Genomic DNA, 23,701 nt, shown 5'->3' on the forward strand with positions numbered 1-23,701 from the left:
GAATTATTGAGCAGGGATGGGAACCAGGACTTCATTGCGGCGCATAAAACCCAGTGTCCACGGCGGGTCGTAGTAGGCGCTGAAGGGTGAGCCAGCCTCCTGAAGCTTGTTTTGCTGCATCCAGGCTTTCAGCTTCGCCAGGGCCTGCTGTTCCAATTCCTTGGTTTGGGAGCCGCTGAAGCGATGAACGACCACTCGCCGTGCTTTCATGGTGTCCACACTCACCTGAGCAGAGGCAGGGGCGGGAGTGTCTTTCTTGTGCTTTTCAGGCACCACGAAGGCCATTTTCCCATCCACCATGAAGACCGGTGTGGTCATGGAGATCTTCTCTTTGGCTGCATTTCCGCCATCGATGTAGCGGAACAACCGCATGAAGCTGGAATTGTCCGCGTCACGAGAAGTGGTGGCGATTTTGAGCTCGGGATACTCACGAATCTCAAAGGCGCCGTCCGTGCGGATGACCTTGTACGGAGCCGTTTCATAACCCGCACGCGATGTGGCGCAGGCGGCGATGCCGATGGCGCTGACAACCAGACCGCTGATGAGGGCGAGCAACTTTTTCATGGCCGAAATACGCGCGCCATGGATCAACGGGCTGACTTTTCTAAAATGAGGCAGCGAAACGAGCGCCCCATTAACGCTGGATGCGTGAGTGAATTGAACTGACGCATCGTGGCGGTTTCAGGCGGTTTGCCTTCGAGGCTTTGAATCCACTTTGTCGCCATGCGGCCCAGCAAGCGGCCCTGCAGGTCGTATTCGCGCTGGGAAAGTCCATGGCGCTCGGCTTCCTCTATTAACCGCGTGAAATTGATGTGCGTAGTCAGATCGCATTCACCGAGGTCTACCAGCACATGGCCGTCTGTCTGGTGCTGCTTGTAACGGCGGATGGTGCCATCGGTACGGGAGTCGGCGTGGAATTCCTCCGCATCCAGACCGTAGTCGGCGATGAAAATGGCTCCGTGAAACGCAGCCTGCGCCAGGGCGCGAATCCACGCGAGCATGGCCAGATTGATTTCGAGGGTGTGGCCGGTCTCGAGATCGTGGGGCAGGTGTGTCACTTCTGCCTCGAGCTCCTCACAGGAGCAACTGCCGGGAATGAAGCGAAAGACCTCGGTGCCATCGGTTTCGACGAACAATTCCTCCCAGCGTTCGCCGTTCCAGCGGACGAGATGAACGGGGAAGGCGTCCGGCAGCTCGTTGCAGAGGAAAAAGCCATGTTTGGGGCCGGTTTCGAGCGCTGCGAGGCTTTCCACCCATTGAGCGCGATCACCGAGGCGCTTGAGCTGAGCTTGACGGTATTTCGGGTTTGGTTCCACGATGAGGTAGCGCAGGGGGCGGCCCTCCAGGGCGCTCAACACATCTTCAGCGAGCTGGCCGTCATGGGCGCCCTGTTCGATGAGCGTGAAATCTTCGGGTTCTCCCAGCGCCTGCCATTCCTGCAAAGCGTACATGGCCAGCAGTTTCCCGAACAACGGCCCGACGCTCACACTGGTGAAAAAATCGCCCTGGCGGCCGATTTTGCGCGGGCCGGCTCCGTAATAACCATGATCAGGATGATAAAGCGCCAGATCCATGACCTGTGCAAAGGGCAGACGGCCGGATGGAGAGGAGGCGAGTTTTTCTCGCAGAATCTGGGGAAGAGAAGACATTCGATGCACGGGAAAGAACTGGCGCGGATTGTGAAGGACGGGTAGTTTTACCACCCTACTTTCCTACCAAGCCATGTACCGTGATGATCCCGATCCCCAGCCTGTACGCAACTGGCGTGGCGAAGCCGGCCTAAAACTGCCGTTCTACCGCCGTGGCTGGTTCAGTGCGCTCGTGGCCTTTGCCCTGCTCTGTGTTGTGTCAGCGTTTGGCGTTTACAGCGTGATCGTGGCGCCACTGCGGCGGGATGCGGAGAAGTTTGACCTGGAGGAACTCAAGAAGCTGGAGTCTGCGAGCATCATTTTTGACCGTGACGGTGATGAGATGGCCCGCCTCTACGTGCTGAACCGCACCCCTGTGCCTGTCACGGAAGTGCCGCAGCACCTGATCGACGCCCTGGTGGCGCAGGAAGATTCACGGTTTTTTAAGCACGACGGGGTGGACTACATCGGTCTCCTCCGAGCGGTGAAAGAAAACATCGTGGCCCGCGAGGTCACGCAGGGAGCGAGTACGATCACGCAGCAGCTTGCCCGGCAGACGTTCAAGCTGCTGGAACGCAGCTACAAGCGCAAGATTTTGGAGGCATTCATCGCCCAGCGCATTGAGAAGCATTTCTCGAAGGCGGAGATTCTGGAGCTCTACCTGAACCGCATCTTCTTTGGGGTGAATTTCTACGGGGTGCAGGCGGCGGCGCGCGGCTACTTTGGCAAGGATGTCAAAGAGCTGAGCATCGAGGAGGCGGCGACGATCGTCGGCCTGATCAAGAGCCCGAACAACATCCAGCCGATCAAGCACCCGCAGCGCGCCATGAAGGAGCGCAATTACGTGCTGGAGCGCATGTCCATCGAAGGCACGCTGACGAAGGACGAGGCCGCCAAGCTCAAGAAAAGGCCGCTGGTGACTGCACCGCAGAGCACGGACCCGCGTCTGAGCTATGTCTTTGATGCCGTGCGGCGTGAGGTGGTGGACTTGGTGGGTGAGGAGCGGGCCTCCATCGGCGGCTTCCGCATCTACACCAGCATTGACCAGGATCTGCAAAAGGCCACGGAGGAGGCGGTGAGCAAGCGCATGGCCGAGGTGGAAAAACGTCCGGGCTACGAGCATCAGACGTTTGCGCAGTTTCGCTCTATCTTGGCTGACTACCGCGCACGCATGAAGCGGGGTGAAATTGATCCCGCCACCCCCAAGCCGCTGCCAGAATATCTGCAGGCTGCGGCCTTGATGATCGACAACAAGGACGGCAGCATTTTGGCGATGGTGGGGGGGCGTGACTTTGGTGACAGCCAGTTCAACCGTGCCACGGACGGTGTGCGTCCGGCAGGCACCGCCTTCACGCCGCTGGTGTATGCCGCCGCGTTCAGCAGCCCCGGACTTTACCCGGGCACCAAGGTGGATGATGCCCCGCTGGACAACCGCCGCGTGATGATCGGCGGCTTGACTGGGATTCTGGGCGAATGGGGTGCGGAAGTGGACAACCCGAAATGGACGCAGGCACCGATGAGTTCGCGGGAGGCTCTGGTACAGGGGCGTAACTCTGCGACCGTTCGCCTGGGTGAGCGCGTCGGGGTGCCGATGGTCAAGCAGGTGGCGCAGAAGGCGGGCATCACCTCCGAAATGCGCGACTACCCCTCCACCTTCCTTGGAGCCAGCGAAGTGCGGCTGAGTGACATGTGCCTGGCCTATTCCAATTTCCCCACACTGGGCAGCCGCCCGCAGAAGCTGAACCTGATTCAGCGCATCACGGACAACAACGACAAGGTGGTGTTTCAAATCTCCGAGTCGGCGCTGCGCAGCGTGCAGAGCATGGACCCCATCGCCGCGTATCAGACGCACACCTGCCTCGTGGACGCGCTGCATCGCGGCACCGGCAGTCCGGCAGTGAGTGATTACAAGCTGGGCGAGTTTGTGGCGGGTGGGAAAACCGGTACGCATTACGAATTCAAGGATCTCTGGTTCTTGGGCTACACCTCTGGGGTGACCTGCGGGGTGTGGGCCGGATTTGATAAGCAGAAGACCATTTTTCCCGGGGCGTTCTCCAACCACATCGTGCTGCCTGTCTGGGTGGACATGGTCAATGCCAGCGCCACACGGTACATGCCGAAGGACATTGAGCCGCCACAGACGGCGGAGCGCGTGGAAATGTGCCAGCGCAGCGGCATGCGTGCCACGGACTACTGCTACGAAAAGATCAAAGGGCCGGATGGCCGTGAAAAATCCGTGCGATCCACCTACTTTGAGTATCTGCGCCCCGGCACGCCGCTGGAAGGCTTCTGCAATCTGCACACGGGCGAAGGTCTGCCGGTGGAGATCAAGCAGTTCGGCTATCAAAGCCCTGCCAGCGGTTTTGGCGCGGCCCCGCTCATTGCCTCGTCCAACCGCTGGGTCCACATCGAACCTGTGCGCATGAAGGCGCTCACCGTCATCGGTGAAGACCCCTACAATTCCGAGCAGGCCGTGCCACGTGCAAGCCCGGTGAATGACGATGGCACGCCGATCCGCAAAGCCATTCCCGTGGATGCCGTTGATACCCCGGATGAAGATGCGCCGAAGCTCAAGCTGGCCCCGCCGCCGCCGATGAAAATCGAGCTGTGAGAGTTAGCGAAGCAGCATCCAGCCTTTTTCTGCATCGAACTCCTTCTCCCACTTGGCCACAACGAGTGTGGCAAGCGTGTTGCCGATGAGATTGGTGATGGCGCGGGCTTCGGACATGAAGCGATCAATGCCGATGAGAACGGCCAGACCTGAGACCGGAATGCCGGTGTCGATGGTCGACAGCGTGGCCACCAGCGTGATGAATCCAGCGCCGGTGACTCCTGCGGCTCCTTTGGAGGTCAGCAGGAGGACGCCAAGAAGAACGAGCTGATGCCAGAGGGTGAGCGGGGTGTTGGTGGCCTGGGCAACGAACAACGCGGCGAGCGTGAGGTAGATGCAGGTGCCATCGAGATTGAACGAGTAGCCGGAGGGGATGACCACGCCGACCACGGACTTGTCACAGCCTGCTTTTTCGAGCTTCAGCATGAGCTGGGGCAGGGCGGTCTCGGACGAGGAAGTGCCGAGCACCAGCAGCAGCTCGTCTTTGATGAAAACGAGCATCTTCCACAGGCTGAAGCCGTTCCACCATGCGATACCGCCCAGAACGACGAACACAAACAGCCCGCAGGTGAGGTAGACACAGGCCAGCACCTTGGCCAGCTTGATGAGCATGCCCGGACCTTCCGAACCCACGGTGTAGGCCATGGCCGCGCAGGCTGCGACAGGTGCGATGCGGGTGATGATGGCGACCAGTTTGAAAAACACCTCCGAAGCGCTGTGCAGCAGGTCGAGCACCGGTTTTCCCTTCTCCCCCATCTGGCACAGCGCCACGGCCACCAGCAAAGCCAGAAACAAGGCGGGCAGCACCGAATCGTCTGTAAATGCTCCGACAAAGGTCTTCGGCACGATGTTCATCAGGAAGGTCTTGGTGCTCGTGTCTCCCGCCTTGGCCTGGTATTCGACCAGCTTCGAGGTTTCCTTGGCCGAGGCACGATGCTCCACTCCGGCACCAGGCTCGATCACATTGGCCACCACAAGGCCGATAAGCAGAGCCACGGTGGTGACGAGCTCAAAATAAAGCAGCGCCTTCCACCCCACGCGCCCGACCCGTTTCAAATCACCCATGCTGGCGATTCCACAGACCACGGTGCAGAAGATGATCGGGGCGATGAGCATCTTGATGGCTTTGATAAAAATCTCCGCCAGCGGCTGCAGGTCGGTGGCATTGTAGGTGTGGCCGAACAGGACGATCGCATTCGCCGGCGGAAACAACAAACCGAGCAGGATGCCCAGAACGACGCCGATCAGCACCTGCACGTAGAGAATTTTGAGCCATTTCATGGGCGCGGATGCTGGCAGGTCAGGCGGCAAAAGCCAAGAGGCATTCTTGCACCCTCCGCCGGGCGTGCTAGGCTTGCAGCCCTCCAAACCACCAATCAGCACGCATCATGGGCAAAACACTCTTCGAAAAAGTCTGGGATTCGCACGTCGTCGGCACCCTCGACAACGGCCAGACACAGCTCCTCATCGACACGCATCTCGTCCATGAAGTCACCAGCCCGCAGGCTTTTGGCATGCTGCGTGATTTGAACCTGAAGGTGGCCTACCCGCACCGCACCTTTGCGACCGTCGATCACATCGTGCCGACCGACAGCCAGGTCTCGCCGTTTTCCGATCCTCTCGCCGAGGCGATGATCCAAGAGCTCAACAAGAACGCCAAGGACTTCGGCATCACTTATTTCAGCCTTTCCAGCGGCAAGCAGGGCATCGTACACGTCGTCGGACCTGAGCAGGGGATCACCCAGCCCGGCACCACGATTGCCTGTGGCGACAGCCACACTGCGACGCATGGAGCCTTTGGAGCGATTGCCTTTGGCATCGGCACCACGCAGGTGCGCGACATCCTCGCCACGCAGACCATGGCGCTGGGCAAGATGAAGGTCCGCCGCATCAATGTGGACGGCCAGCTGCGCCCTGGTGTTTATTCCAAGGACGTGATTCTTCACATCATCCGCCTGCTGGGTGCGAATGGTGGCATCGGCTATGCCTATGAATACGGCGGCAGCCTATTCGACGCGATGTCCATGGAAGAGCGCATGACTGTCTGCAACATGAGTATTGAAGGCGGTGCGCGCTGCGGCTACGTGAATCCGGACGAAAAGACCTTCGAATACCTCAAGGGCCGGCCTTACTCGCCGACGGGTGATGCCTGGGACACTACTGTGGCCCAATGGCGTGCGGTCGCTTCGGATGCTGATTGCGTTTATGATGATGTCATCAACATCAAGGCCGAAGACGTGCCGCCGACGGTCACCTGGGGCACCAGCCCGGACCAGGCCATCGCCGTGACCGAAAACGTACCGACTGCCGAAAGCGCCACCACCGAGCCTGGGCGCATCTCCATCCAGGACGCGCTTGATTACATGAAGCTGCCTGCTGGTCAGCCGATCAAGGGCACGAAGATTGATGTCGCCTTCATCGGTTCCTGCACCAACGGTCGTCTCAGCGACTTCCGGGAAGTGGCCAAATTCATCAAAGGCCGCAAAGTGGCAGCAGGCGTCAAAGCCATCGCGGTTCCTGGGTCGCAGATCGTCGATGTGCTCGCTCGCAAGGAAGGTCTGCATGAAATCTTCAGCGAAGCTGGCTTCGAATGGCGTGGCGCAGGCTGCTCCATGTGTCTGGCCATGAATCCCGACAAGCTTGTCGGCGATCAGCTCTGCGCATCCTCTTCGAACCGCAATTTCAAAGGCCGCCAGGGCAGCACCACGGGACGCACCGTCCTGATGAGCCCCGTCATGGTCGCCGCCGCTGCTCTGACTGGCAGCATCGCGGATGCCCGCGAAGTGTTCTCGATTGCTGGTTAATTCTGAAACCCATTGTTTCGAAAGGCGCGGGTCGTGAGATCCGCGCCTTTTTTATGAAGTGATTGAATCCAGAATTGTGGACGAAGCGGATAAGACCAGATTCTTGAAAACTGTGGTTCTCATTTCGGCACTCCTCATTCTCGCCTTGCTCGCGGTGAACGCGTGGAGCATGTCGCCGACGCGATGGCAGTGGCAGCTTCAGCTGGCCACCACGGAGTTCGGTCACTGGCTAGCGCTGCTGTCGCTGCTTTTGATTTATCCCGCCGCGCAGTCCTCGCGCTGGTTGGCGGTGGTCTGCCTGCTGCTCGCCATCGTGTTTTTCATTCCTGCCGTGCAGGCGTCGCGCATTGCAGCGGCGCAGGGGCTGCGTTTCTCATGGCTGCGTTTGTGGCAGCCGGTGCATGCTGAGAAATTCAGCGTGCAGTGTGAGCGCTGTACCTTTTGGCGGGAAGGGGATGAAGCGCTGGATGTGGTGATCTACCGGCCTGTTGGTGTTGAGAAGCCGCTGCCGTGTCTGCTTATCGCCCACACTGGTGGCTGGGACAGCGGTGATCCTGGCGAATTTGTCGGAGCCAACACGGAGCTCGCCTCCCATGGCTATGTGTTGTGTTCCTATGCCTATCGGCTTGCGCCGAAACACCGCTGGCCGGCGCAGGCTGAGGATACGCGCCGTGCCTTCGCCTGGGTTCGCAGTCACGCCGCCGAACTCGGCATTGATGCGAATCGGATCGTTCTCATGGGCCGTTCCGCTGGCGCGCAGATCGCTGCTGCTTGTGCTTATGGCATGCCGGAGCTTGGTGCCTGTGCCTGCATCGACGTCTATGGCACGCCTAACATGCATCTCGCCCGCGAATGGTCTGTGCCTGACGATTTGTTAAAGTCCCTGACCCTCGTGCGCCAATACATGGGCGGCGATCCGCACGAGGTGACCGAAGGCTACCGTACGGCTTCGGCGACGGAGTTCCTCGAGACGCACAGCCTGCCCACGCTGATCCTTCACGGTACTTTGGATTCTCTCGTCGGCATCGGACACAGCCGGCGTTTCAGCACGAGCCTCGCGCACCGCAACGATCACTTTTTTCTCGAGATTCCGTGGGGCACGCATGGCATGGACTACTTTCCCTCCACGCCGGGCGGGCAGCTTTCCATGTCTGCCATTGTGCGCTTCATGGAACGATTTGCTCATGATGCTCCGTAATGGAGGACATGTACCGGATTCTCAGTCTCTTCTGCGCGCTCACCTGCTCCGCCTTCGCCGGAGATCTTCAGCTTACTCTGCCACCCGTCGTGTATGCCACGCCGGATGTGCCGATGAGCATCTACCACGACAACATCGTGCTGACGGAGACTCCCGAGGCCTACCGCTACGAGTTCACCTGCAAGCTGGGCAAAAATGAAGAACGCCGCTGGACGCTCACACCGAGTGATGCCGATGTGGGTGATCACCCGATTGCCATCACCGTCAAAGATGCTGGCGGCAAAGTGTTGGAGCAGGGAAAGACGATGCTGCACATCGCCCCGCGCAAATCGATTTCCTCCAAGCCGCTGCGCCTGCTCATTGTTGGCGACAGCCTCACGAATGCGAGCTTTTACCCGAATGAAATCGCCCGGCTTCTTGCTCTGCCGGGCAATCCCAAGGCCACGCTGCTCGGCACTCACAAGCCTGCAGGCGTAAAGCCAGGTGTTGCTCATGAAGGTTATGGCGGCTGGAAGTGGTCTGACTTCCTCACCAAATTCGCGCCGGAGACTCCTGGAGTGGCCGCAGGTCCCGTGGCTCGCAAGGCGACCAGCCCTTTTATATTTCCGGCTGCGGATGGCAAAACGGGTGCCTTCGATTTGCAGCGCTACTTCAAGGAGCACTGCGGCAACCAGTCGCCCGATGTCGTCACTTTCCTGCTTGGCATCAATGATTGCTTCGGTGCCGATCCGAACAACCCGGACGCCAAGATCAATGAGGTGCTCGACCATGCGGACAAGCTCCTCGCTGCATTCCACAAGGCCGCACCCAATGCCAAACTCGCTGTGGGACTGACTACGCCGCCGAATGCGCGTCAGGAAGGCTTCACAGCGAACTACAAGGACAAGTATCCACGCTGGGGCTGGAAGCGCATCCAGCACCGGATTGTGCAGCTCATGCTCAAGCGTCTCTCCAACCGGGAGAAGGACGGCATCTTCATTGTTCCCACGGAACTCAATCTTGATCCTGTCGATGGCTATCCGAACAACAATGGCGTGCATCCCAATCCCGTCGGCTACGCCCAGATCGGCGCGAGCTTCTACTCGTGGATGAAAGCCAAGCTGTGAAGCGGCGGTTGAACTCAACTACTTCGCCACACTCTTCCGCCACCCGTTCACTCCTTCACGGAACAGCTCGTCCTTCAGCTTTGTCCCCAGGCCCGGTCCCGTGGGCAGCTGCGCCTTTCCGTTCACGATGACGGGCAGCGTATCGACCAGCTTGTCGTAGAACGAGCGGATGTGCGCCCGGACCGTCTCCTGAAACACGACATTGGCCGATGAGGCCGCGAGATGCAGGCCACTGAACAGCGTGAGCGGGCCCGTGCAGTCGTGAATCGTCGCGGGGACGTTGAAGGTCTGCGCCATGTCGATGACGCGGCGGGTTTCGCTGATGCCGCCGTTCCAGGTGGGATCGACCATGCAGTAGTCGCAGGCCTGCGCTTGCAGCACGCTCAAATATTCTTTGCGACCGAGCAGCATCTCACTCGCCGCGATGGGCAGGCCGCTCCGGCGACGGAAATCGGCCAAGGTGGCTGCGTTGTCGACGCGCAGCACGTCTTCCAGCCAGAGCGGTTTGATCTCACGCAAAGCTTCGGCGATGCGTTCCGCCGCCGGGAGCTGGAAAAACGCGTGCCCTTCGATGGCGATGTCCATTTTCATGCCCACACGATCGCGAATCTCCCGCAGTGGTTTCATGCCTTCTTCAACATCGGCCCAGGAGATGTGCAGACCGCCGTTACGATGTGCCGCACGATCAAACGGCCACAGCTTCATCGCGGTGATGCCTTCTGCGAGCAATTCCTCAGCGAGGTCGCCGGCGGCAAAATGCGAGGCCCAGTTGTCTTGCAACGGTCCCTTGCTGCCGATGTCGCCATAGCCCGGCCAGCCTGGATGACGTGGGGCTTCCGTGGCACCCGCCAGCGCGCCGTAACTTGGACCGCCGCTCGTATTATAGACGGGAATCGCATCACGCACCGGCCCGCCGAGCAGGCGGTACACCGGTTGCATGCAGGCCTGCCCAAGAATATCCCACAGCGCGAGATCAATGGCCGACAGCGCGCGCATCTCCGCGCCCGGATGCCCAAACGGCGTGCAGCGCTCATAGATGAAGCGCCAGTGCGCTTCGATCGCCAGCGCATCGGCTCCGAGCAGGCGCTCTGCCATCCAATCGTGAATCAACGCGGCGATGGCATGCGGTGTATAATACGTCTCGCCGCAGCCGATGAACCCGTCCTCCGTGTGAATGCGGACGAGCAGCAGATTCGGCATGATGCCGGAGGGAATGGCGGTTTCGATGGCGGTGATGCGTGACATGACGTGGATCAGTGGGAGAAAATCTGGCGGAACATGGCGAATGAAATGAAGCCGTAAAACAAGGCGCACAAGACGAGCGCGATCTTGCGCCACAGGGGCGGGCGCAACTCACGCGGCAGCAGCGTGGTGTTGAGGCGCAGGATTTGCAGCGCGGAGAAGGCAGTGATCGGTGCGGCGGTGGCGCCGAGAATCATGAGCAGCAATTTCGCATCGCCAAGGAATGCGCCGAAGCACGCGATCACCGTGAAGCCGAGCAGCAGCAGGCCATAGAGCCGCCCCACCGGCATCTTCTTCGGCACCGCACCGCCCGCCCATGCCATGTCCGCCACCACGCGGGCCAGCACATCCACATTCGTCAGCGTCGTCGAAAACAGAATCCAGAAGCCGTTCATGAGGCCGAGAATCCAGAAGCCCTCCCATAGCTTGCGCATCTCTGCCGCTTGAAACACACCCGCCGCGACGCCGGTGACCTGCATGCCGGGTTGAAACAACGACGAGGCCAGGTTCACCATCAGAAACATGCCCACGATGCATCCCAGCATCCATAGGCCGGATTGATCAATGATCGCGTAACGCCACCAGTCGCGCCAGCGCTTCAAATTTTCCGCGGTGATGGGAAACACGCTGCCTACGGGGGCCAATGTCTGCTCCGTGCTCCACACGCCGCCCATATTGCCCGCTTTGGAAGCCATGCCGAAGCCTTTGTCACGAAACCAGTTGGCGATGGCAAGATTGCCAATGCCGCCGCTGCCGGCGAGCGCTGCAAACACTGCCAGCATCACGAAATCGACCTTCTCAGGAACCACTCCGAACGAGAAGAAGCCTGTCAGCGTGCTGCTCCAGTCCTTGAGCGGCACAAAGGTGAAGTTCACCCACAGCAGGAAACCGAAGATGAAGATGATCATCATCCACGACAGTCGTTCCAGCAGTCGCTCGACCTTTTTGCCTGAGGCGAGCACCACGGCCGAGATCAATACGAGGGCCACCGTGATCCACGTCACAGTCGACGCATCGGCATCCGTCGGAGCACGCCCTTGCAGCATCGCAAACGCCACACCTGCGCATCCAGCCGCCGCCGCAGGCATGCCGAGCTGCGCAAAGCCTGCCAGCGCATAAAACACGCCCCACACCCGCGATCCCGGCCGCATCCGCATGAAGCCCGTGAGCACCGGCTCTCCCGTGTAAAGCGTGTAGCGTACCGCTTCGAGATTTAGCAGCGATTGCAGAACAAATGCCAGCGTCGCGATCCACAGCACACTGCGTCCGTGCTGCACCACAAACAACGGCCCCGCGATCCACTCGCCCATCCCAATGGCCCCCACGAGCAGGATGGCCCCCGGCCCGATGGTGCGCAGCGCATTGCGCCAACTGAATGGCAGTGGCGCGGGAAGGTCGTCGGTCTTCCAAGGAGGAAGACCGCCGTGATTCGGGTTGGGTGGCTTCATGTCAGGAGGAGGAGTGGCCGGCTTGAACGCTTTGAATCAGCCCGCGCATGTAGCCATAGGCGAACAAACGGCCCATCATGGTGTAGCCGGGCTCGCCCTCTTCTTCGCCGTCGAGCTGCGGCACATGATCGGGACGCATGGGGCCGGTGAAGCCGATGTCGCGATAGGCGCGCATGGCGGCAACCATGTCGGTGGGGCCGTTGTCATGAAACGTCTCGGCAAAAAACTCTGCATTGCCGCGAATGTCGCGAAAATGAACGTAGCGGATGTGCGGGCCGAGCCGACGGATGGCGGCGGGAATGTCGGTGCCCATCTCCGCAAAGGTGCCCTGGCAGAAACAGATCGCATTGTGCCGGCTCGGTGAGAGGCGCATGAGCCGCTCGAAGTTTTCGACGCTGTTCATGATGCGCGCCTTGCCGGCGAATGCGGCCAGCGGCGGGTCATCGGGATGCATGACCATCGTTACGCCGTGTTTTTCTGCCGCGGGGAGCAGTTCGGCGAGCATGCGCTCCAAGTTCGTCCACAGGGCGTCTGCCGTTATTGTTTCGCTGCCAGCCTGAATCGCCGCCGAGTTCAAAGACATGGCATGCTGCGCTTCTTTGAGGTCAAATGCCGTCACCAGCGCTCCGCCGCGCTCCCTGGCATCCAGTTTGGTGCGCACCCAGTCGGTGCCGGCCATGAAGTTGTAGCAGAGCAGCGGGATTTCCGCCTCGCTCATGTGTTCAAGCAGCCGCTTCATCGCGGTCAGGTCACTGCCATCGTCCTTTCCGAGCTTGAGCTTCTCGATGGGAAGGTAGCCTTCGATGATGCCCAGCTTCATGCCGTGGCGTTCGATTTGCGCTTTGGTTTGCAGCAGAGGTTCCAATTCCGACCCTGGATAACGCACCGTAATTTCTTCCACGCCGCATTGGGCCGCGAGAGCCAGATGGTGATCATTGAGCGGTGTGAGGACAGAAGCGAGGCGCATGAAAGATGGGTGCGGAGTGAACAAACAACGTGGGTGCGCCCGTAGTTTGTGCATGTCGCTCCGCGCTTTTTCCCTTGTCATGCTGTGTGCCAGTGCCGTCCTTGCTGCGCCGCCTGGAGCTACGCCGCTTTCGCCTCCAACTCCGCCGAAATCGGTGGCTCCTCATGTGCCGGCGAATTGGAAAGCTGGAACAGCCACTGTCGCGGTGACGCCGCAGAAGCTGCTCTGGATGGCGGGATACGCGGGGCGCAAAAAACCTGCGGAAGGCAAGGTGCAGGATCTGTTTGCCAAGGCGCTGGCTCTTCAAGACGAGCAGGGAAACAAGCTGGTGTTTGTCACGCTGGATCTCATCGGCGTGCCGCAGCTTCTCCGGCATGATGTGGCGCAGCGTGCGGAGAAGGAGTTTGGGCTGCAGTCTGCCCATTTGGTGATGAACGCTTCACATACTCACAGCGGTCCTTCTCTTCGCACAACTCCGCTGACAGATGCAGACAAGGACAACCCCAAGGCCAAAGACTTATGGGAGTACACGCAGAAGCTGCAAAACGACCTCGTAGGCCTGATTGGCAAGGCGCTCAATGAAATGCAACCCGCACGCCTCACATGGAACAAGGCTCGCTGCGGTTTCGCCATGAACCGCCGTCGTGACTACACGCTGCCGCCCGACCATCCGAACGCGAACAAGGCACCCAATCCGGACGGTCCTGTGGATCACGAGGTCCCGGCACTACGCATCGAAGCGCCCGATGGCACGCTGCGTGCCACCTTGTTTGGCTATGCCTGTCACAACACCAGCCTCGGCTTTTACAACTGGTGCGGTGACTACGCGGGCTTCGCGCAGGAATACCTGCAGGAGCACCGCCCCGGCTTCACAGCCCTGTTCTTGATGGGCTGCGGCGCTGATCAGAATCCCTATCCTCGTCGCAGCGATGTTGTTCCTGGGGTCACGGATCTTGAGCTTTCCATGCAGCATGGTCGTTCGCTTTCGAACGCTGTTGAAATGGCGCTCGTCGTCAATCCACATCCTGTTCAAGGGCCGATCCGCGCTGCGTATGAGGAAATCAAACTCAGCTACGCCAAGGCGGGGCGCGCAGATCACGATTACCCGGTGCAGGTCATCAAGCTCGGCAACGATCTCACCTTCATCACGCTCGGCAGCGAAGTCGTGGTGGATTACTCGTTGCGCTTCAAACGTGAGTTTGCCGGTGCCGCCGGTGTCTGGGTGGCCGGTTATTCGAATGATTACACCGGCTATGTCCCGAGCCTCCGCGTGCTCAAAGAAGGCGGCTATGAAGCTGCGGCCGGCTGGGCGGAAAGCGTGGAAGAACGCATCGCCAACAAGGTCCATGAACTGCACGAAAAACTTTCCCGATAATCCATGAAGACACTCGTACTCCTCCTCGCATTCACCGTTTCGGCTCTCGCCGCCGAAACTCCTCTCTCTCTCACGCTGCAATCACGCGCTCCTGCGGGCAAAACGACGCTGGTGAAGGAACCGTGGCTGCCCTCCCGCACCGCTATCATCGTCTGTGACATGTGGGACCTGCACCACTGCAAAAATGCTGTGACGCGTGAAGTCGAGATGGCGCCGCGCATGAATGAGGTTCTCGAAAAAGCACGCAAGGATGGAGTGCTCATCATTCACGCGCCGAGCAGCTGCATGAAGCCCTACGAAGGCACGCCCGCACGTGAACGGGCGAAGTCTGCGCCAACCGCAGCGCGCCTGCCTGACAAGATCGCCGAGTGGTGCAAGCAAATCCCGGCCGAGGAGTTGGCTGTGTATCCGCTGGATCAAACCGACGGCGGTGAAGACGATGATCTCGCTGAGCATGCCGCATGGGCCAAGGAACTCGCAGCGAAGGGGCTTAATCCAAAGGCACCGTGGACGAAACAGATCGATGTGCTGCGCATTGACCAGGACAAGGACGCTATTAGCGACAGCGGTGTTGAGATCTGGAACCTCCTCGAAGCGCGCAACATCGACAACGTGATCCTCATGGGGGTACACCTCAACATGTGCGTCTCCGGCCGTCCCTTCGGCCTGCGCCAGATGGCCAAGAACGGCAAGCATGTCGTGCTCATGCGCGACCTGACGGACACGATGTACAATCCCGCACGCTGGCCTTTCGTTAGTCATGCCCGTGGCACGGAGCTGTTTGTTGCTCATGTGGAGAAGCGTATCTGCCCCACGATCACGTCGGATCAGATCATCGGTGGTACGCCTTTCGCGTTCAGCGATGCCACGGCGGGCAAGAAACGCCTGCAGATCATCCTCCTCGGAGACAGTACCACCGAGGCCAGCATTCCGAAGAAATTTGCGCCGGATGAACCGCAGATTGAGGACACGCTGCGCATCAAGCTGGCCGCCGAGGCCGACTTGCCTCCCTGCGATGTGTACAATGAAGGCGTCAGCGGTGAGTTCATCCGCCGGCTGCTCGACACCCGTTACGACAAGGCGGTGAAAACCAAGCCTCAGGCTGATTACATCTTCATTCGCTACGGCATCAATGACGTTGCCCGACGCGAGAATTTCAAAGAGAACTTCCCCAAGGACTTCCGTGAGCTGCTCACCCGCCTGCACAAGGATCACCCAAACGCCATGCTCATTCCCATGACGGTCATTCCTTACACACTTGAGAGTTTGCATGCGGACATCAATGACGTCGTCAAGAAGATCGCCACGGAAGAAAAGCTCACCCTTTTTGACATCGCGCCACGGTATCTCGCGGAATTGAAGAAGGGTCCCGACATGCTGAACTACCGCCGCTATCCGCTCTCGAAGATCCCGGAGAATCTGCGAGGCTTTGCCACGCCTTATATCCAGCCTGGCGCGGATCCGACCGTGGTCGTGCTGGACAACCACCTCGATGGCATCTTTGGCCATCTGCCCGGCTGGGCAGGTGATCGTCACCCAAATCTCGCGGGTTACAACGTGATTGCCGATGAGACGGCCAAGTGGCTGGCACCGGTGATTCGCGCGAAATTGGGCGGGAAAAAGTGAGGTGAGTGCAGTTGCTATTTTTCGCGCGTTTGGAAAGTGCGGCTGTGTTTCTGTGAAGGCACCTCGACGGTATAGCTTTTCGCATCGGCACTGACGGTGCAGTGAATGTGCTCTGCGGCGCAGCCTTCGGCCAGATCGCCGTGGTTGGCGATCATGGTTTTGTCTGCTGTGTTCTCATGATCGTCGCGGACGTTTTCATGCACCTGATACATCGCCTGGATTGTCGGGGTCGATTTGAGCGCGTCCATGGCGGACTTGCTGGTGCCCTTGCGGGGGCCGTTGTTCATGACCGAAACTGTGGGCTGGAGGCTGTGAATGAGCATGGGGTTGTTGCTTACATCCAGGCCGTGATGATTCACTTGATACAAATCGACGGTGCCGACGAGATTGAAGGGGGAGACGAGTTTTTCTTCGACATTCCATGACAGATCGCCGCCATCAAAGAAGCGGAAGTTGCCGAACTGCAGCAGCATCACCACGCTGTTGGCATTGTCAGTTGGGTCGGCTGCTTTGGGTGGAACGGAACCCTTGAGCGGGTTTTCGGGCTGGTCGGGATAAGGCGGGATGAACTGCTGATTTGCGCCCAGGCAGCGGAGCGTGAGCTTGGGAGTGCCTTCTGCCTGCTTGAGCGGCACGACGGCACCTGCCGACAGCGTGACGCGCTTTTCCACTTTGGCATCGCGATACGGGCGGCTTGTCAGCGTCCAGCGCATGTCCTGGGCCTTGCCGTCAGGACTGCCATCAGGGATGCCTTTGTCGTAGAGAGTGCCGACTGGCATTAGCTCTGCCAGTTCGGCCAGACCGCCGAAGTGATCGGCATGAAAGTGTGTGATGATGACGTGATCAATGCGCGTGAGCCTGGCCTGCTCCGTTGCGACTTTCTTGATGCGCTGCGGATCGCGTCCGCCGGGATTGCCGGTGTCGATGAGCACCGACTCACCCGCTGGCGTCACAAGCAGGGTCGAGCCACCGCCTTCGGAATCGATCCAGTAGATGTCGAGCGTCTTGTCACGCGCGGAAAGAGTGAGGGTGCAGGCGAGCAGGGCGGCGAGGATGGATTTCATGATGGATGAAGCGCCTTCTTCACGCTCGAAGAAGGCGCGTTCTCTCATTGCAGATGAATCTACCTCCCAGGTGGGTTCACTTCCTTCACCGTTGCGCCGTGGGTGTCGCTGAGGATCAGGATGGCGATTTTTTCGACGTTACTCAGCTCGGCAGGCTTGAGCATCTGGTAGTCCAGTCCGTTGGCGGGCGCGGCTTCATAGGGCGTCGGTTGTGGCGACGCATTTTCGGGGCCGTTGAGGCTGGCGTAGTCGAAGCGACCGCGCAGGTCGGTGTAGCCGTCCTTGAAGAAGCGCACGGTGCCGTTGTTCAGGCGTGCGTACACTTTGACGTAGGCCTTGGGCAAGGGCTTGTCGGTGGTGGTGTCGCGGGTTTCAAGACGGCCGTAGTTTTCGGAGAGGGTGAGCTTCAAGGTGTTGGCGTGGTAGGCCTGGGTCTTGCGAAGTCCTGCTCCGAGGACTTCGACGAGAACGTTCGCTTTGGCGAATTCGGCGGGCAGCGCCAGTTCGAGCTTGGTTTGATCCTTCGGCAATGTCTGCGTGGCTGTTTTGTTCGGCTTAATGATGCTGAAGCGCCCGGCGTCCTGGCTCACGAAAGGATTGCTGCTGAAGCTGAACTCGGGGTCCATGAGGTAGTAGTTCAGTGTGACTTCTCCAAGGTTTTTCCAAGTCAGGGCGATGGTCTTGTTTTCGACTTTGAAATCAAAGCCGGGCTCGGTGGCGGCGAGTTCAGCCTGCTGTTTTTCGCGATCGGGCTTGTCGCCTTTTTCTGCCTTTGCGGTCTTGCCTTCGATTTCTTCAAGCTGTGTGGCCACATCGGCAAAGAGGAGCTTCCAGCGTGGCACGGGATGATCGGCATACTTGGCGGCGAGACCGCGTGCGGCGGCGAGATCGCCCTCATAAAAGGCTGCGTAGCACTGGAAGTAGTCGTGCTGGATCTTGGTGGGCAGCTTGGCGGCGTCGACGGTCTTGAAGCGTGCCAGCGCTTCTTCCACGCGGTCTTGCAGGAAGAGGAAGTAGGCCACGCTGAAGTTGTCCATGGCATCCAGCTGCGGCTTGTGCGCGAGGATGGCGAGAAGTTTGGTGTATTGCTCTAGCACGGCTGGGTTGGCGATGCGCCATTCACCACCGACGCGGTGCGCGCGCTGGTTGACGAGCGGGGAGTATTCGAGATGCTCATAGCTGCGGCGTTCGATGGGATCGAACGTGAGAAGCTTGCTGGTGAAATACGGACCGCATGCGTCACCGAAACGTGCCTTCAACCATTCACGCAGCGTGGCGGCATCATTATGAAGCAGCGCATAGGTGTCGATGGTTTCATCGTCGAGGTGATGCATGCGCATGTATGCCATGAGCTTTTGATAGAAGTCCACGCTTTGACGGCAGCGCCACGCGACGCGGGCCAGATCGAGGGATTCAAGGTTTGTTTGATCAAGGAAGGTGAAGACCTCTGCTTCGTTGCTGTACTGCGAAACATAATCCCATGAGGCTTTGTCCACCTCGGTGAGTTTCGGCACGACATTGAACTCAAACGGCTTAGCACCTGCCGTGCTGGTGCTGGTGGCGACGTTGACAGGGAAGTGCGCAAACTTGAGGCCTGTCTTGGCGGGCACGAGTGGGAAGTAGAAGTGATACTCGAAGGTTTGCGTGGTGTAAGGCTCCAGCCGGATCTGGCGTGAGTCGGTGGCCTTGCTGCCGAGCACGGGCAGTGCGCCCTGGGGGATCTGCAGCAGCACGACGGCTTTCACCGGGCTGCTGGTGGGATTGGTGACGACGATGTTCGCGCCATACGTTGCGCCGGTGAGGAATTCGGTGGTGACGTATTTTTCGAACTTCTCATTTCCCTCCATGCGGTAGCGGTCGCTCTGGCGGAAGAAGCTTTGGGACACAAGGAGCTGGCCTTGTGCGTTGTTTTCGACCACGGCCGGCTTGATCTCTTTGTGATACAAGATGCAGGGACCACCTGCGGTGAAGGTGAACTTTCCATTGTCAGCCTTCGTGCTGTGTTTTGGAGCCTCAAAGGGCAGATCCAGCACGGCGAGCGCGAGCATCATCTCGGTGAAGTTGCGGCTGGCTTCGGCGAGGTTGGAAGAAACAAAGCCGCCCTTGGAGCCTGCGGCCACCCAGGCCGCATAATCGCGCCAGAAAGCGTTTACGGTGACGAGGTCGGCAGTCTGGTCCGTGATGCGCAGCTTGTAGTAGTTGTTCTCCGCCCATTCTTTGGTGGGACCGAGGGCACGAAAGAAGATGCGAACCTGCTGCTGCGAATCCCTGGCGGATCCAGCGTCGAAATAGAGGAGGCTTCCAGCATTGATGGTGGTTCCGCCTGTGTAGGTGCTGGCACCACTCACGGCCCAGCCACCTGCTCCCGATTTACGCAGCGCTTCTTCTCGTTCAAGGCCGAGGGCCGCCATTTCCTTGGGCATGTCAACAGCGCCGTTTTTCATCGCCGGTAGCCGCTGAAGTTCGACGGCGGTCAGGGATCTATTAACCCTTCCGTTTCCGGGTTTCGCTTCGCTGTTATTGCCGAGATAACCAGATCTCATTGCTGGTGCCGGCGCGGCAAAAGCATCTGCGGGAGCTGCTGCTGATTCTTCTGGCTTCGGCGACATCGGTGGTGGTGGTGGCGCAGGGTTCATCGCAGCGCCGTAATTGACGTGAAAGCCATCCAAATCCCCCTTTTCCATCGCCCGACCGCGCAGTGCTGTTTCAAAGAGGTAATCCTGCTGTTCGGGGTTCGGCGGAATCATCTCCCATAGCTCGCGGACATGGCGTGCAGCATTCGGGGCTTCGTTTTTGATCCGCTGGGCGAGAAGGATGCGCTCGACGAGGTTGAGGCGGGCATACGCCCAGGGTTCCAGATATGGGGCGAGATCGAGGCCGAGGAGATATTCATCCATGAAGGTTTTGTCCTTCTTGTTGGCGAGGTAGGGTTTCACCACGGCATCGAAGAAAGGTTTGTCTTTGCGGAAGAGGAAGAAGTTCAGTTCATGGCAGGCGAACTCGCCGTATTTGGCGTGCTTCTCCTCCTCTTTGAGCTTGGGCCAGTTCAGCAGCCAGGCGAATTCGGCCAGATGGCCGTCATTGCTGAGCGTGGTGAACAGCGAGTGGATGCCGCCGAGTGTGTCGTAGGTTTCGAGTTCGCTGGTGAGGATGTCGGCGAGTGTGAGGGCCTTGCCGGTTTCGAGCACGGTGATTTCTTTTTTCTGCGTGAAGGGAGTCTTGGGGTCAAGATTTCTTGCGAGTCGTTGATCGGTGAACTTGGTGGGCGCTTCCGGCAGCGTGAGCGTGCGCCAGGAGGCGTTTTGCAGGTCTTCGGCGTAAATCTGCACGTGCTGGCGGTCGCCGAGGGCTTTGCGCTCGATGCGGACGACGCCGTCTTTGTCGGGCACAAGATTATAGATGACCGGAGCGGGTGCGGCGAGGAAGTCGAGATTGGTGCCGCCTTGCGGGCCGCTTTGAGCTTTCATTTTCTTCGCTGCCATTTTGTCGGCGTCGTTTGCAACGCCAGCGGCACCTCCGCGAGTCATGGCTGCGGACTGGCCTTCGAGCTGAGCGAGTTCGTCGAGGTCGGTGCTGCGGATCTCCCATGGGTTGAGCAGCAGGCCGGGACGGGTGAGCATGTTGCCGGGGAAGAGCTTGGCATAGCGGCGTTCGAGGATGTAGCGGTACTCATCGCCGATCTCACGGCCAGCGGAGTAGAGATTGGGGTTTCTCGCGGGAGTGCCGGAAGCTGCGCCGAAGCGGGTGAAACCGCCGAGTCCGCCGAAGATGCCGCTGCCGGGATCGAAGCGGGATGCAGCGAAGTGAACGCGTGCGAAGGGACTGCTGTTGGCGAGTTTGACTGTGATGAATTCCTGGTCGTTTTCGATGCTGAGGATGTGGAGCGGCGTGTTGCCTTTGAGTTCAAGCTGGCGGTGTCTGCCAAGCACCCAGCCGCCGAGGGTTTCGCCTTGCGTGACCTTGAGGGTGATCAGCGGCTGGTCGGGGATTTTTAGTGAGTAATCGCCCGGTGTGAGACCGCTGATGGTGAGGAAGCCGTTTTCGGATTTGAGGAGTGCTGCAAGGTCTGCGGTGAAAATGCCGGAAGACTGAGCAAGGAGTGACGCGGGAAGACTGCCGGTGTCATGAATGGGGATGCGAATGGTTTCGCCCTCCCTGGAGTGAATGGTGGTGGAGAGCGTGTCCTCGGCATCGAGCAGCGGCCAGAGCGTCTGACGGCCATTAGGGATTTTGGCGGCCACGGATTCGATGCCGGTGAGTTTGCCGAGGTTCACGCGTCCTTGGGCGTCCGTGCGCAGCGGAATGACCTGGGAGCGATTGAACTCGTGGTGCTTGAACGTGAAAAGAATCTGCTGATCGGCGATGGGCTCGCCGTTTTTTCCGAGGAGTTCGAAGACACGCTGACCGTCAAAAGTGCTGAGGTGGCCGTCGTTGACGGCTTCGGTTTTGTCGATGCCGTTGAGCGTCCAGGTGTGGCTGGCGGTGAGGTCTTTCTTGGTCCCTCCGGCACTGACAACATCGACTTTGGCGCTGAAGGCCACGGTGAGAGAGGCGAGACGCTCGGGGACAGTGAGAGTGTGCGTGAGGTCGCTGCCAGCGCTGAGTTTGAGGTCTTTGACTTCGCGAGTGGTGGAGATGCCATCCAGCGTGGTGCTGGTGATGGTGAGCCTCGGTTCGGTGAGGAATTCCGGGGCGAGGTGCACTTCTCCTATCATCAATGCGGTGCGCACGGCCAGGGTGGCTTCGCGGCGGGCGAGAAGCTGCTCGCGTTCGATGTGGAACTGGGCATCGAGGCGGTAGTCCTCGGCATGATGGGTGAAGGACGTGAGCGTGGCGAAGCTGCCGGCGGCATCTCCAATGACAAGATTCTTGGTGCCGGGTTGATTCGTGAACGGAATGACGATGCGTCCGATTTTTTCATCGCGTACCAGTTTGCGGCCTTCATACCACGCCACCGCATCGTTCACGGGCTGGTGCTTTTCATCGAGGACGAGGATGAGATCGCCGCTAGGGCTGGTCTGCTGCAGGATGTGGAACTGACCGGTGCGAATGAGGGCGCGGCTGCTGCGGCCGCCACCGATGAACTCGATGATCCATGCGCCGCGCTTGCCTTTGAGCTCGGGGAATTTGAAGGTCTGCCGCGTGCGTGCGAAAGGGCCGCCCTCGAAGGCGTGGGTCTGCTCGCTGTTGGCGACGAGGCCGTCGAGATTGAGATCGGTATTGAGCTGACGCTGCTGGGTCTGGAAGAAATTGAGCGTGTTCAGCTCAAAGATCTTCACGATGAGCTTCGGTGTGTTTTTGACGGTGACGTCGAACTGGATGTCGTCACCGGGTGAGAACTGCGGAGCGTTTGTTGCGGGAAATTCGATGTCCACGCGGTCCTTGAGCTGCTGGAATTCGGTGGGCGTAATCAGCGAGGCCCAATGCTCCGGGGAGCCGATGCGGTGGGTTATGAGCGCCTCTGCCAGCACGGGGGTGAGCCATTCTTCTGCGATGTACGTGGTCCATTGCGCGAGCACGTCGTTGGGATCGGAATCGGGCTTCACCTCGGAGGCAAAGAGGTGGAGGAAGTACTCGCGGACGAGCGGCTCATCAGTGCTAAGAGGCGGGGAAAGCAGCAGTGGCTCGCTGAGATCGGCGTTGAGGTCGGAGAGTTCGCCGGGGATAACGTCCTTGATGTAGGTGTAGTTGATGTAGTTGAGCTGGCGCGGGAGCTTGAGGTATTCGATGAAGCGGGCGCGGTCATACACGCCGTGCTTGCGGTCATGGTCCAGGCGCAGGTAGAGGATGCGGGCTTTGAGGGTGTTTTGGGAGGGCGGCAGGTTTTGTGCGAAGGCCCACACGCGGTCGAGCCAGGCCGCGCGCTCAGTGTCGTCGTATTCCAGATTCACATCCGCGCTGGGGGCCATTTTACGCAGGCGCGTGTAAACGAAGGACTGCTGGCTGAGCCACTGCGGGAAAGTCTGCAGCAGCGAATCCAGCTGCTCTGGCAGCAGGGCGCGATGAATGGGCAGAGAGCCGAAGGTGCGTGATTTGTCCGCCTGAAGGTCGGCAATGATGGCCTGTACGAGATTTGGCACATCCGGGCGCTGGAGCTTGCTGAGCACGCTGCGGCGTTGATCCGTCTTGAGCGGCACCTGATCACGAATGAGCGATGACAGGGCTTCCTGGGAGAGGGACTCAAGACTGCGGTCGTTGTTCAGCGCATCGCGGAGGAAGACTTCGCGGCTGATTTTGGCGGGATCGAGCTCCGTGGGGAGGTTGGGCTTCTGGTCACGCACCTCCTGCTGGTGGTCGTGACGAATGCCGAGGCGCTCGATGAGGTATTTCAGCGTGGCCTGGGGATCGCGTTCATAGTCCAGGATGGCCTCGCGATTGAGGATGATGCGGCGGGCTTCGTTTTCGTCCGGGACGCGTTCACGCCACTGATTGAGGATTTGATTGAGCCTGGCATTGTCGCGGAGGTTTTGGTAATGGAGGGCGTGGAAGAAATAGTATTCCTCCGAGCCAGGAACGAGCTCGCCGAGGGCTTTTTCGCGGTCAGCGGCGAGGGCGAAGCGCTCGATGAAGCCGATTTCATTTTCGGCAAGGACCGTGAGAGGAAGCAGGAGGGCGAGGACGAGCGATTTCAT

At 59.5% G+C, this 23,701-nt stretch carries 14 protein-coding genes; 6 read left to right on the forward strand and 8 right to left on the reverse strand.

Annotation, left to right across the window (positions count from 1 at the left end; translation table 11 throughout):
* Positions 1-3: 3 nt before the first annotated feature.
* Positions 4-564: an SOUL family heme-binding protein gene (locus AC24GY_RS02785; protein WP_487680084.1), complete on the reverse strand. Its 561-nt coding sequence runs from the start codon at positions 562-564 to the stop codon at positions 4-6.
* 23 nt (positions 565-587) lie between these two features.
* Complete coding sequence (locus AC24GY_RS02790; protein ID WP_487680086.1) at positions 588-1,649, reverse strand: class I SAM-dependent methyltransferase; 1,062 nt, start codon at positions 1,647-1,649, stop codon at positions 588-590.
* A 73-nt stretch (positions 1,650-1,722) separates the two neighbouring features.
* On the opposite strand from AC24GY_RS02790, the gene AC24GY_RS02795 reads away from it, so the two are divergent.
* Positions 1,723-4,239: a transglycosylase domain-containing protein gene (locus AC24GY_RS02795; protein ID WP_487680088.1), complete on the forward strand. Its 2,517-nt coding sequence runs from the start codon at positions 1,723-1,725 to the stop codon at positions 4,237-4,239.
* A gap of 3 nt (positions 4,240-4,242) precedes the next feature.
* Here the strand turns inward: AC24GY_RS02795 and dctA are convergent, their stop codons facing one another.
* Positions 4,243-5,520 (reverse strand): C4-dicarboxylate transporter DctA, encoded by a 1,278-nt coding sequence (gene dctA, locus AC24GY_RS02800; RefSeq protein WP_487680090.1) that lies wholly within the window; start codon positions 5,518-5,520, stop codon positions 4,243-4,245.
* 107 nt (positions 5,521-5,627) lie between these two features.
* Here dctA and leuC point away from each other — a divergent pair, with 107 nt between their 5' ends.
* From leuC to AC24GY_RS02815, 3 genes are all read left to right on the forward strand, one after another.
* The gene (leuC, locus tag AC24GY_RS02805) at positions 5,628-7,043 is read left to right on the forward strand and encodes a 3-isopropylmalate dehydratase large subunit (RefSeq protein ID WP_487680093.1); all 1,416 of its coding nucleotides are present in this window, start codon (positions 5,628-5,630) and stop codon (positions 7,041-7,043) included.
* 112 nt (positions 7,044-7,155) lie between these two features.
* Positions 7,156-8,241, forward strand: a complete 1,086-nt coding sequence (locus AC24GY_RS02810; RefSeq protein WP_487680154.1) for an alpha/beta hydrolase fold domain-containing protein — start codon at positions 7,156-7,158, stop codon at positions 8,239-8,241.
* A gap of 8 nt (positions 8,242-8,249) precedes the next feature.
* Positions 8,250-9,347: an SGNH/GDSL hydrolase family protein gene (locus AC24GY_RS02815; RefSeq protein ID WP_487680095.1), complete on the forward strand. Its 1,098-nt coding sequence runs from the start codon at positions 8,250-8,252 to the stop codon at positions 9,345-9,347.
* 18 nt (positions 9,348-9,365) lie between these two features.
* Here the strand turns inward: AC24GY_RS02815 and AC24GY_RS02820 are convergent, their stop codons facing one another.
* Genes AC24GY_RS02820 through AC24GY_RS02830 form a run of 3 tightly spaced genes read right to left on the reverse strand, consistent with a single transcriptional unit; the run spans position 9,366 to position 13,004 of the window.
* On the reverse strand, positions 9,366-10,592 hold the full coding sequence (locus tag AC24GY_RS02820) for a mandelate racemase/muconate lactonizing enzyme family protein (protein WP_487680097.1): 1,227 nt from the start codon (positions 10,590-10,592) through the stop codon (positions 9,366-9,368).
* An 8-nt stretch (positions 10,593-10,600) separates the two neighbouring features.
* On the reverse strand, positions 10,601-12,037 hold the full coding sequence (locus AC24GY_RS02825) for an Nramp family divalent metal transporter (RefSeq protein WP_487680099.1): 1,437 nt from the start codon (positions 12,035-12,037) through the stop codon (positions 10,601-10,603).
* A gap of 1 nt (position 12,038) precedes the next feature.
* Positions 12,039-13,004, reverse strand: coding sequence for a mannonate dehydratase (locus AC24GY_RS02830; RefSeq protein WP_487680100.1), 966 nt, complete (start codon positions 13,002-13,004; stop codon positions 12,039-12,041).
* Between the two features lie 52 nt (positions 13,005-13,056).
* Here AC24GY_RS02830 and AC24GY_RS02835 point away from each other — a divergent pair, with 52 nt between their 5' ends.
* Positions 13,057-14,379: a neutral/alkaline non-lysosomal ceramidase N-terminal domain-containing protein gene (locus AC24GY_RS02835; RefSeq protein WP_487680102.1), complete on the forward strand. Its 1,323-nt coding sequence runs from the start codon at positions 13,057-13,059 to the stop codon at positions 14,377-14,379.
* Positions 14,380-14,382: 3 nt separating this feature from the next.
* Positions 14,383-16,005 carry an SGNH/GDSL hydrolase family protein gene (locus AC24GY_RS02840; RefSeq protein ID WP_487680104.1) on the forward strand — a complete coding sequence of 541 codons (1,623 nt, stop codon included), beginning with the start codon at positions 14,383-14,385 and terminating at the stop codon, positions 16,003-16,005.
* 14 nt (positions 16,006-16,019) lie between these two features.
* Here the strand turns inward: AC24GY_RS02840 and AC24GY_RS02845 are convergent, their stop codons facing one another.
* Entirely contained in the window at positions 16,020-17,069 is a 1,050-nt protein-coding gene (locus AC24GY_RS02845; RefSeq protein WP_487680106.1) for a ComEC/Rec2 family competence protein, read from the reverse strand.
* 59 nt (positions 17,070-17,128) lie between these two features.
* Positions 17,129-23,701, reverse strand: coding sequence for an autotransporter-associated beta strand repeat-containing protein (locus AC24GY_RS02850; protein ID WP_487680108.1), 6,573 nt, complete (start codon positions 23,699-23,701; stop codon positions 17,129-17,131).

This window comes from Prosthecobacter sp. Pr1 (genome assembly GCF_057652315.1).

Bases quoted from the DNA above. Each gene is read 5' to 3' on its own strand.
- AC24GY_RS02820 (WP_487680097.1), bottom strand. From the start codon at position 10,592: ATGTCACGCATCACCGCCATCGAAACCGCCATTCCCTCCGGCATCATG.
- AC24GY_RS02850 (WP_487680108.1), bottom strand. From the start codon at position 23,701: ATGAAATCGCTCGTCCTCGCCCTCCTGCTTCCTCTCACGGTCCTTGCC.
- AC24GY_RS02815 (WP_487680095.1), top strand. From the start codon at position 8,250: ATGTACCGGATTCTCAGTCTCTTCTGCGCGCTCACCTGCTCCGCCTTC.
- dctA (WP_487680090.1), bottom strand. From the start codon at position 5,520: ATGAAATGGCTCAAAATTCTCTACGTGCAGGTGCTGATCGGCGTCGTT.
- AC24GY_RS02835 (WP_487680102.1), top strand. From the start codon at position 13,057: ATGTCGCTCCGCGCTTTTTCCCTTGTCATGCTGTGTGCCAGTGCCGTC.
- AC24GY_RS02785 (WP_487680084.1), bottom strand. From the start codon at position 564: ATGAAAAAGTTGCTCGCCCTCATCAGCGGTCTGGTTGTCAGCGCCATC.
- AC24GY_RS02830 (WP_487680100.1), bottom strand. From the start codon at position 13,004: ATGCGCCTCGCTTCTGTCCTCACACCGCTCAATGATCACCATCTGGCT.
- AC24GY_RS02840 (WP_487680104.1), top strand. From the start codon at position 14,383: ATGAAGACACTCGTACTCCTCCTCGCATTCACCGTTTCGGCTCTCGCC.
- AC24GY_RS02795 (WP_487680088.1), top strand. From the start codon at position 1,723: ATGTACCGTGATGATCCCGATCCCCAGCCTGTACGCAACTGGCGTGGC.
- AC24GY_RS02825 (WP_487680099.1), bottom strand. From the start codon at position 12,037: ATGAAGCCACCCAACCCGAATCACGGCGGTCTTCCTCCTTGGAAGACC.
- AC24GY_RS02845 (WP_487680106.1), bottom strand. From the start codon at position 17,069: ATGAAATCCATCCTCGCCGCCCTGCTCGCCTGCACCCTCACTCTTTCC.
- leuC (WP_487680093.1), top strand. From the start codon at position 5,628: ATGGGCAAAACACTCTTCGAAAAAGTCTGGGATTCGCACGTCGTCGGC.
- AC24GY_RS02790 (WP_487680086.1), bottom strand. From the start codon at position 1,649: ATGTCTTCTCTTCCCCAGATTCTGCGAGAAAAACTCGCCTCCTCTCCA.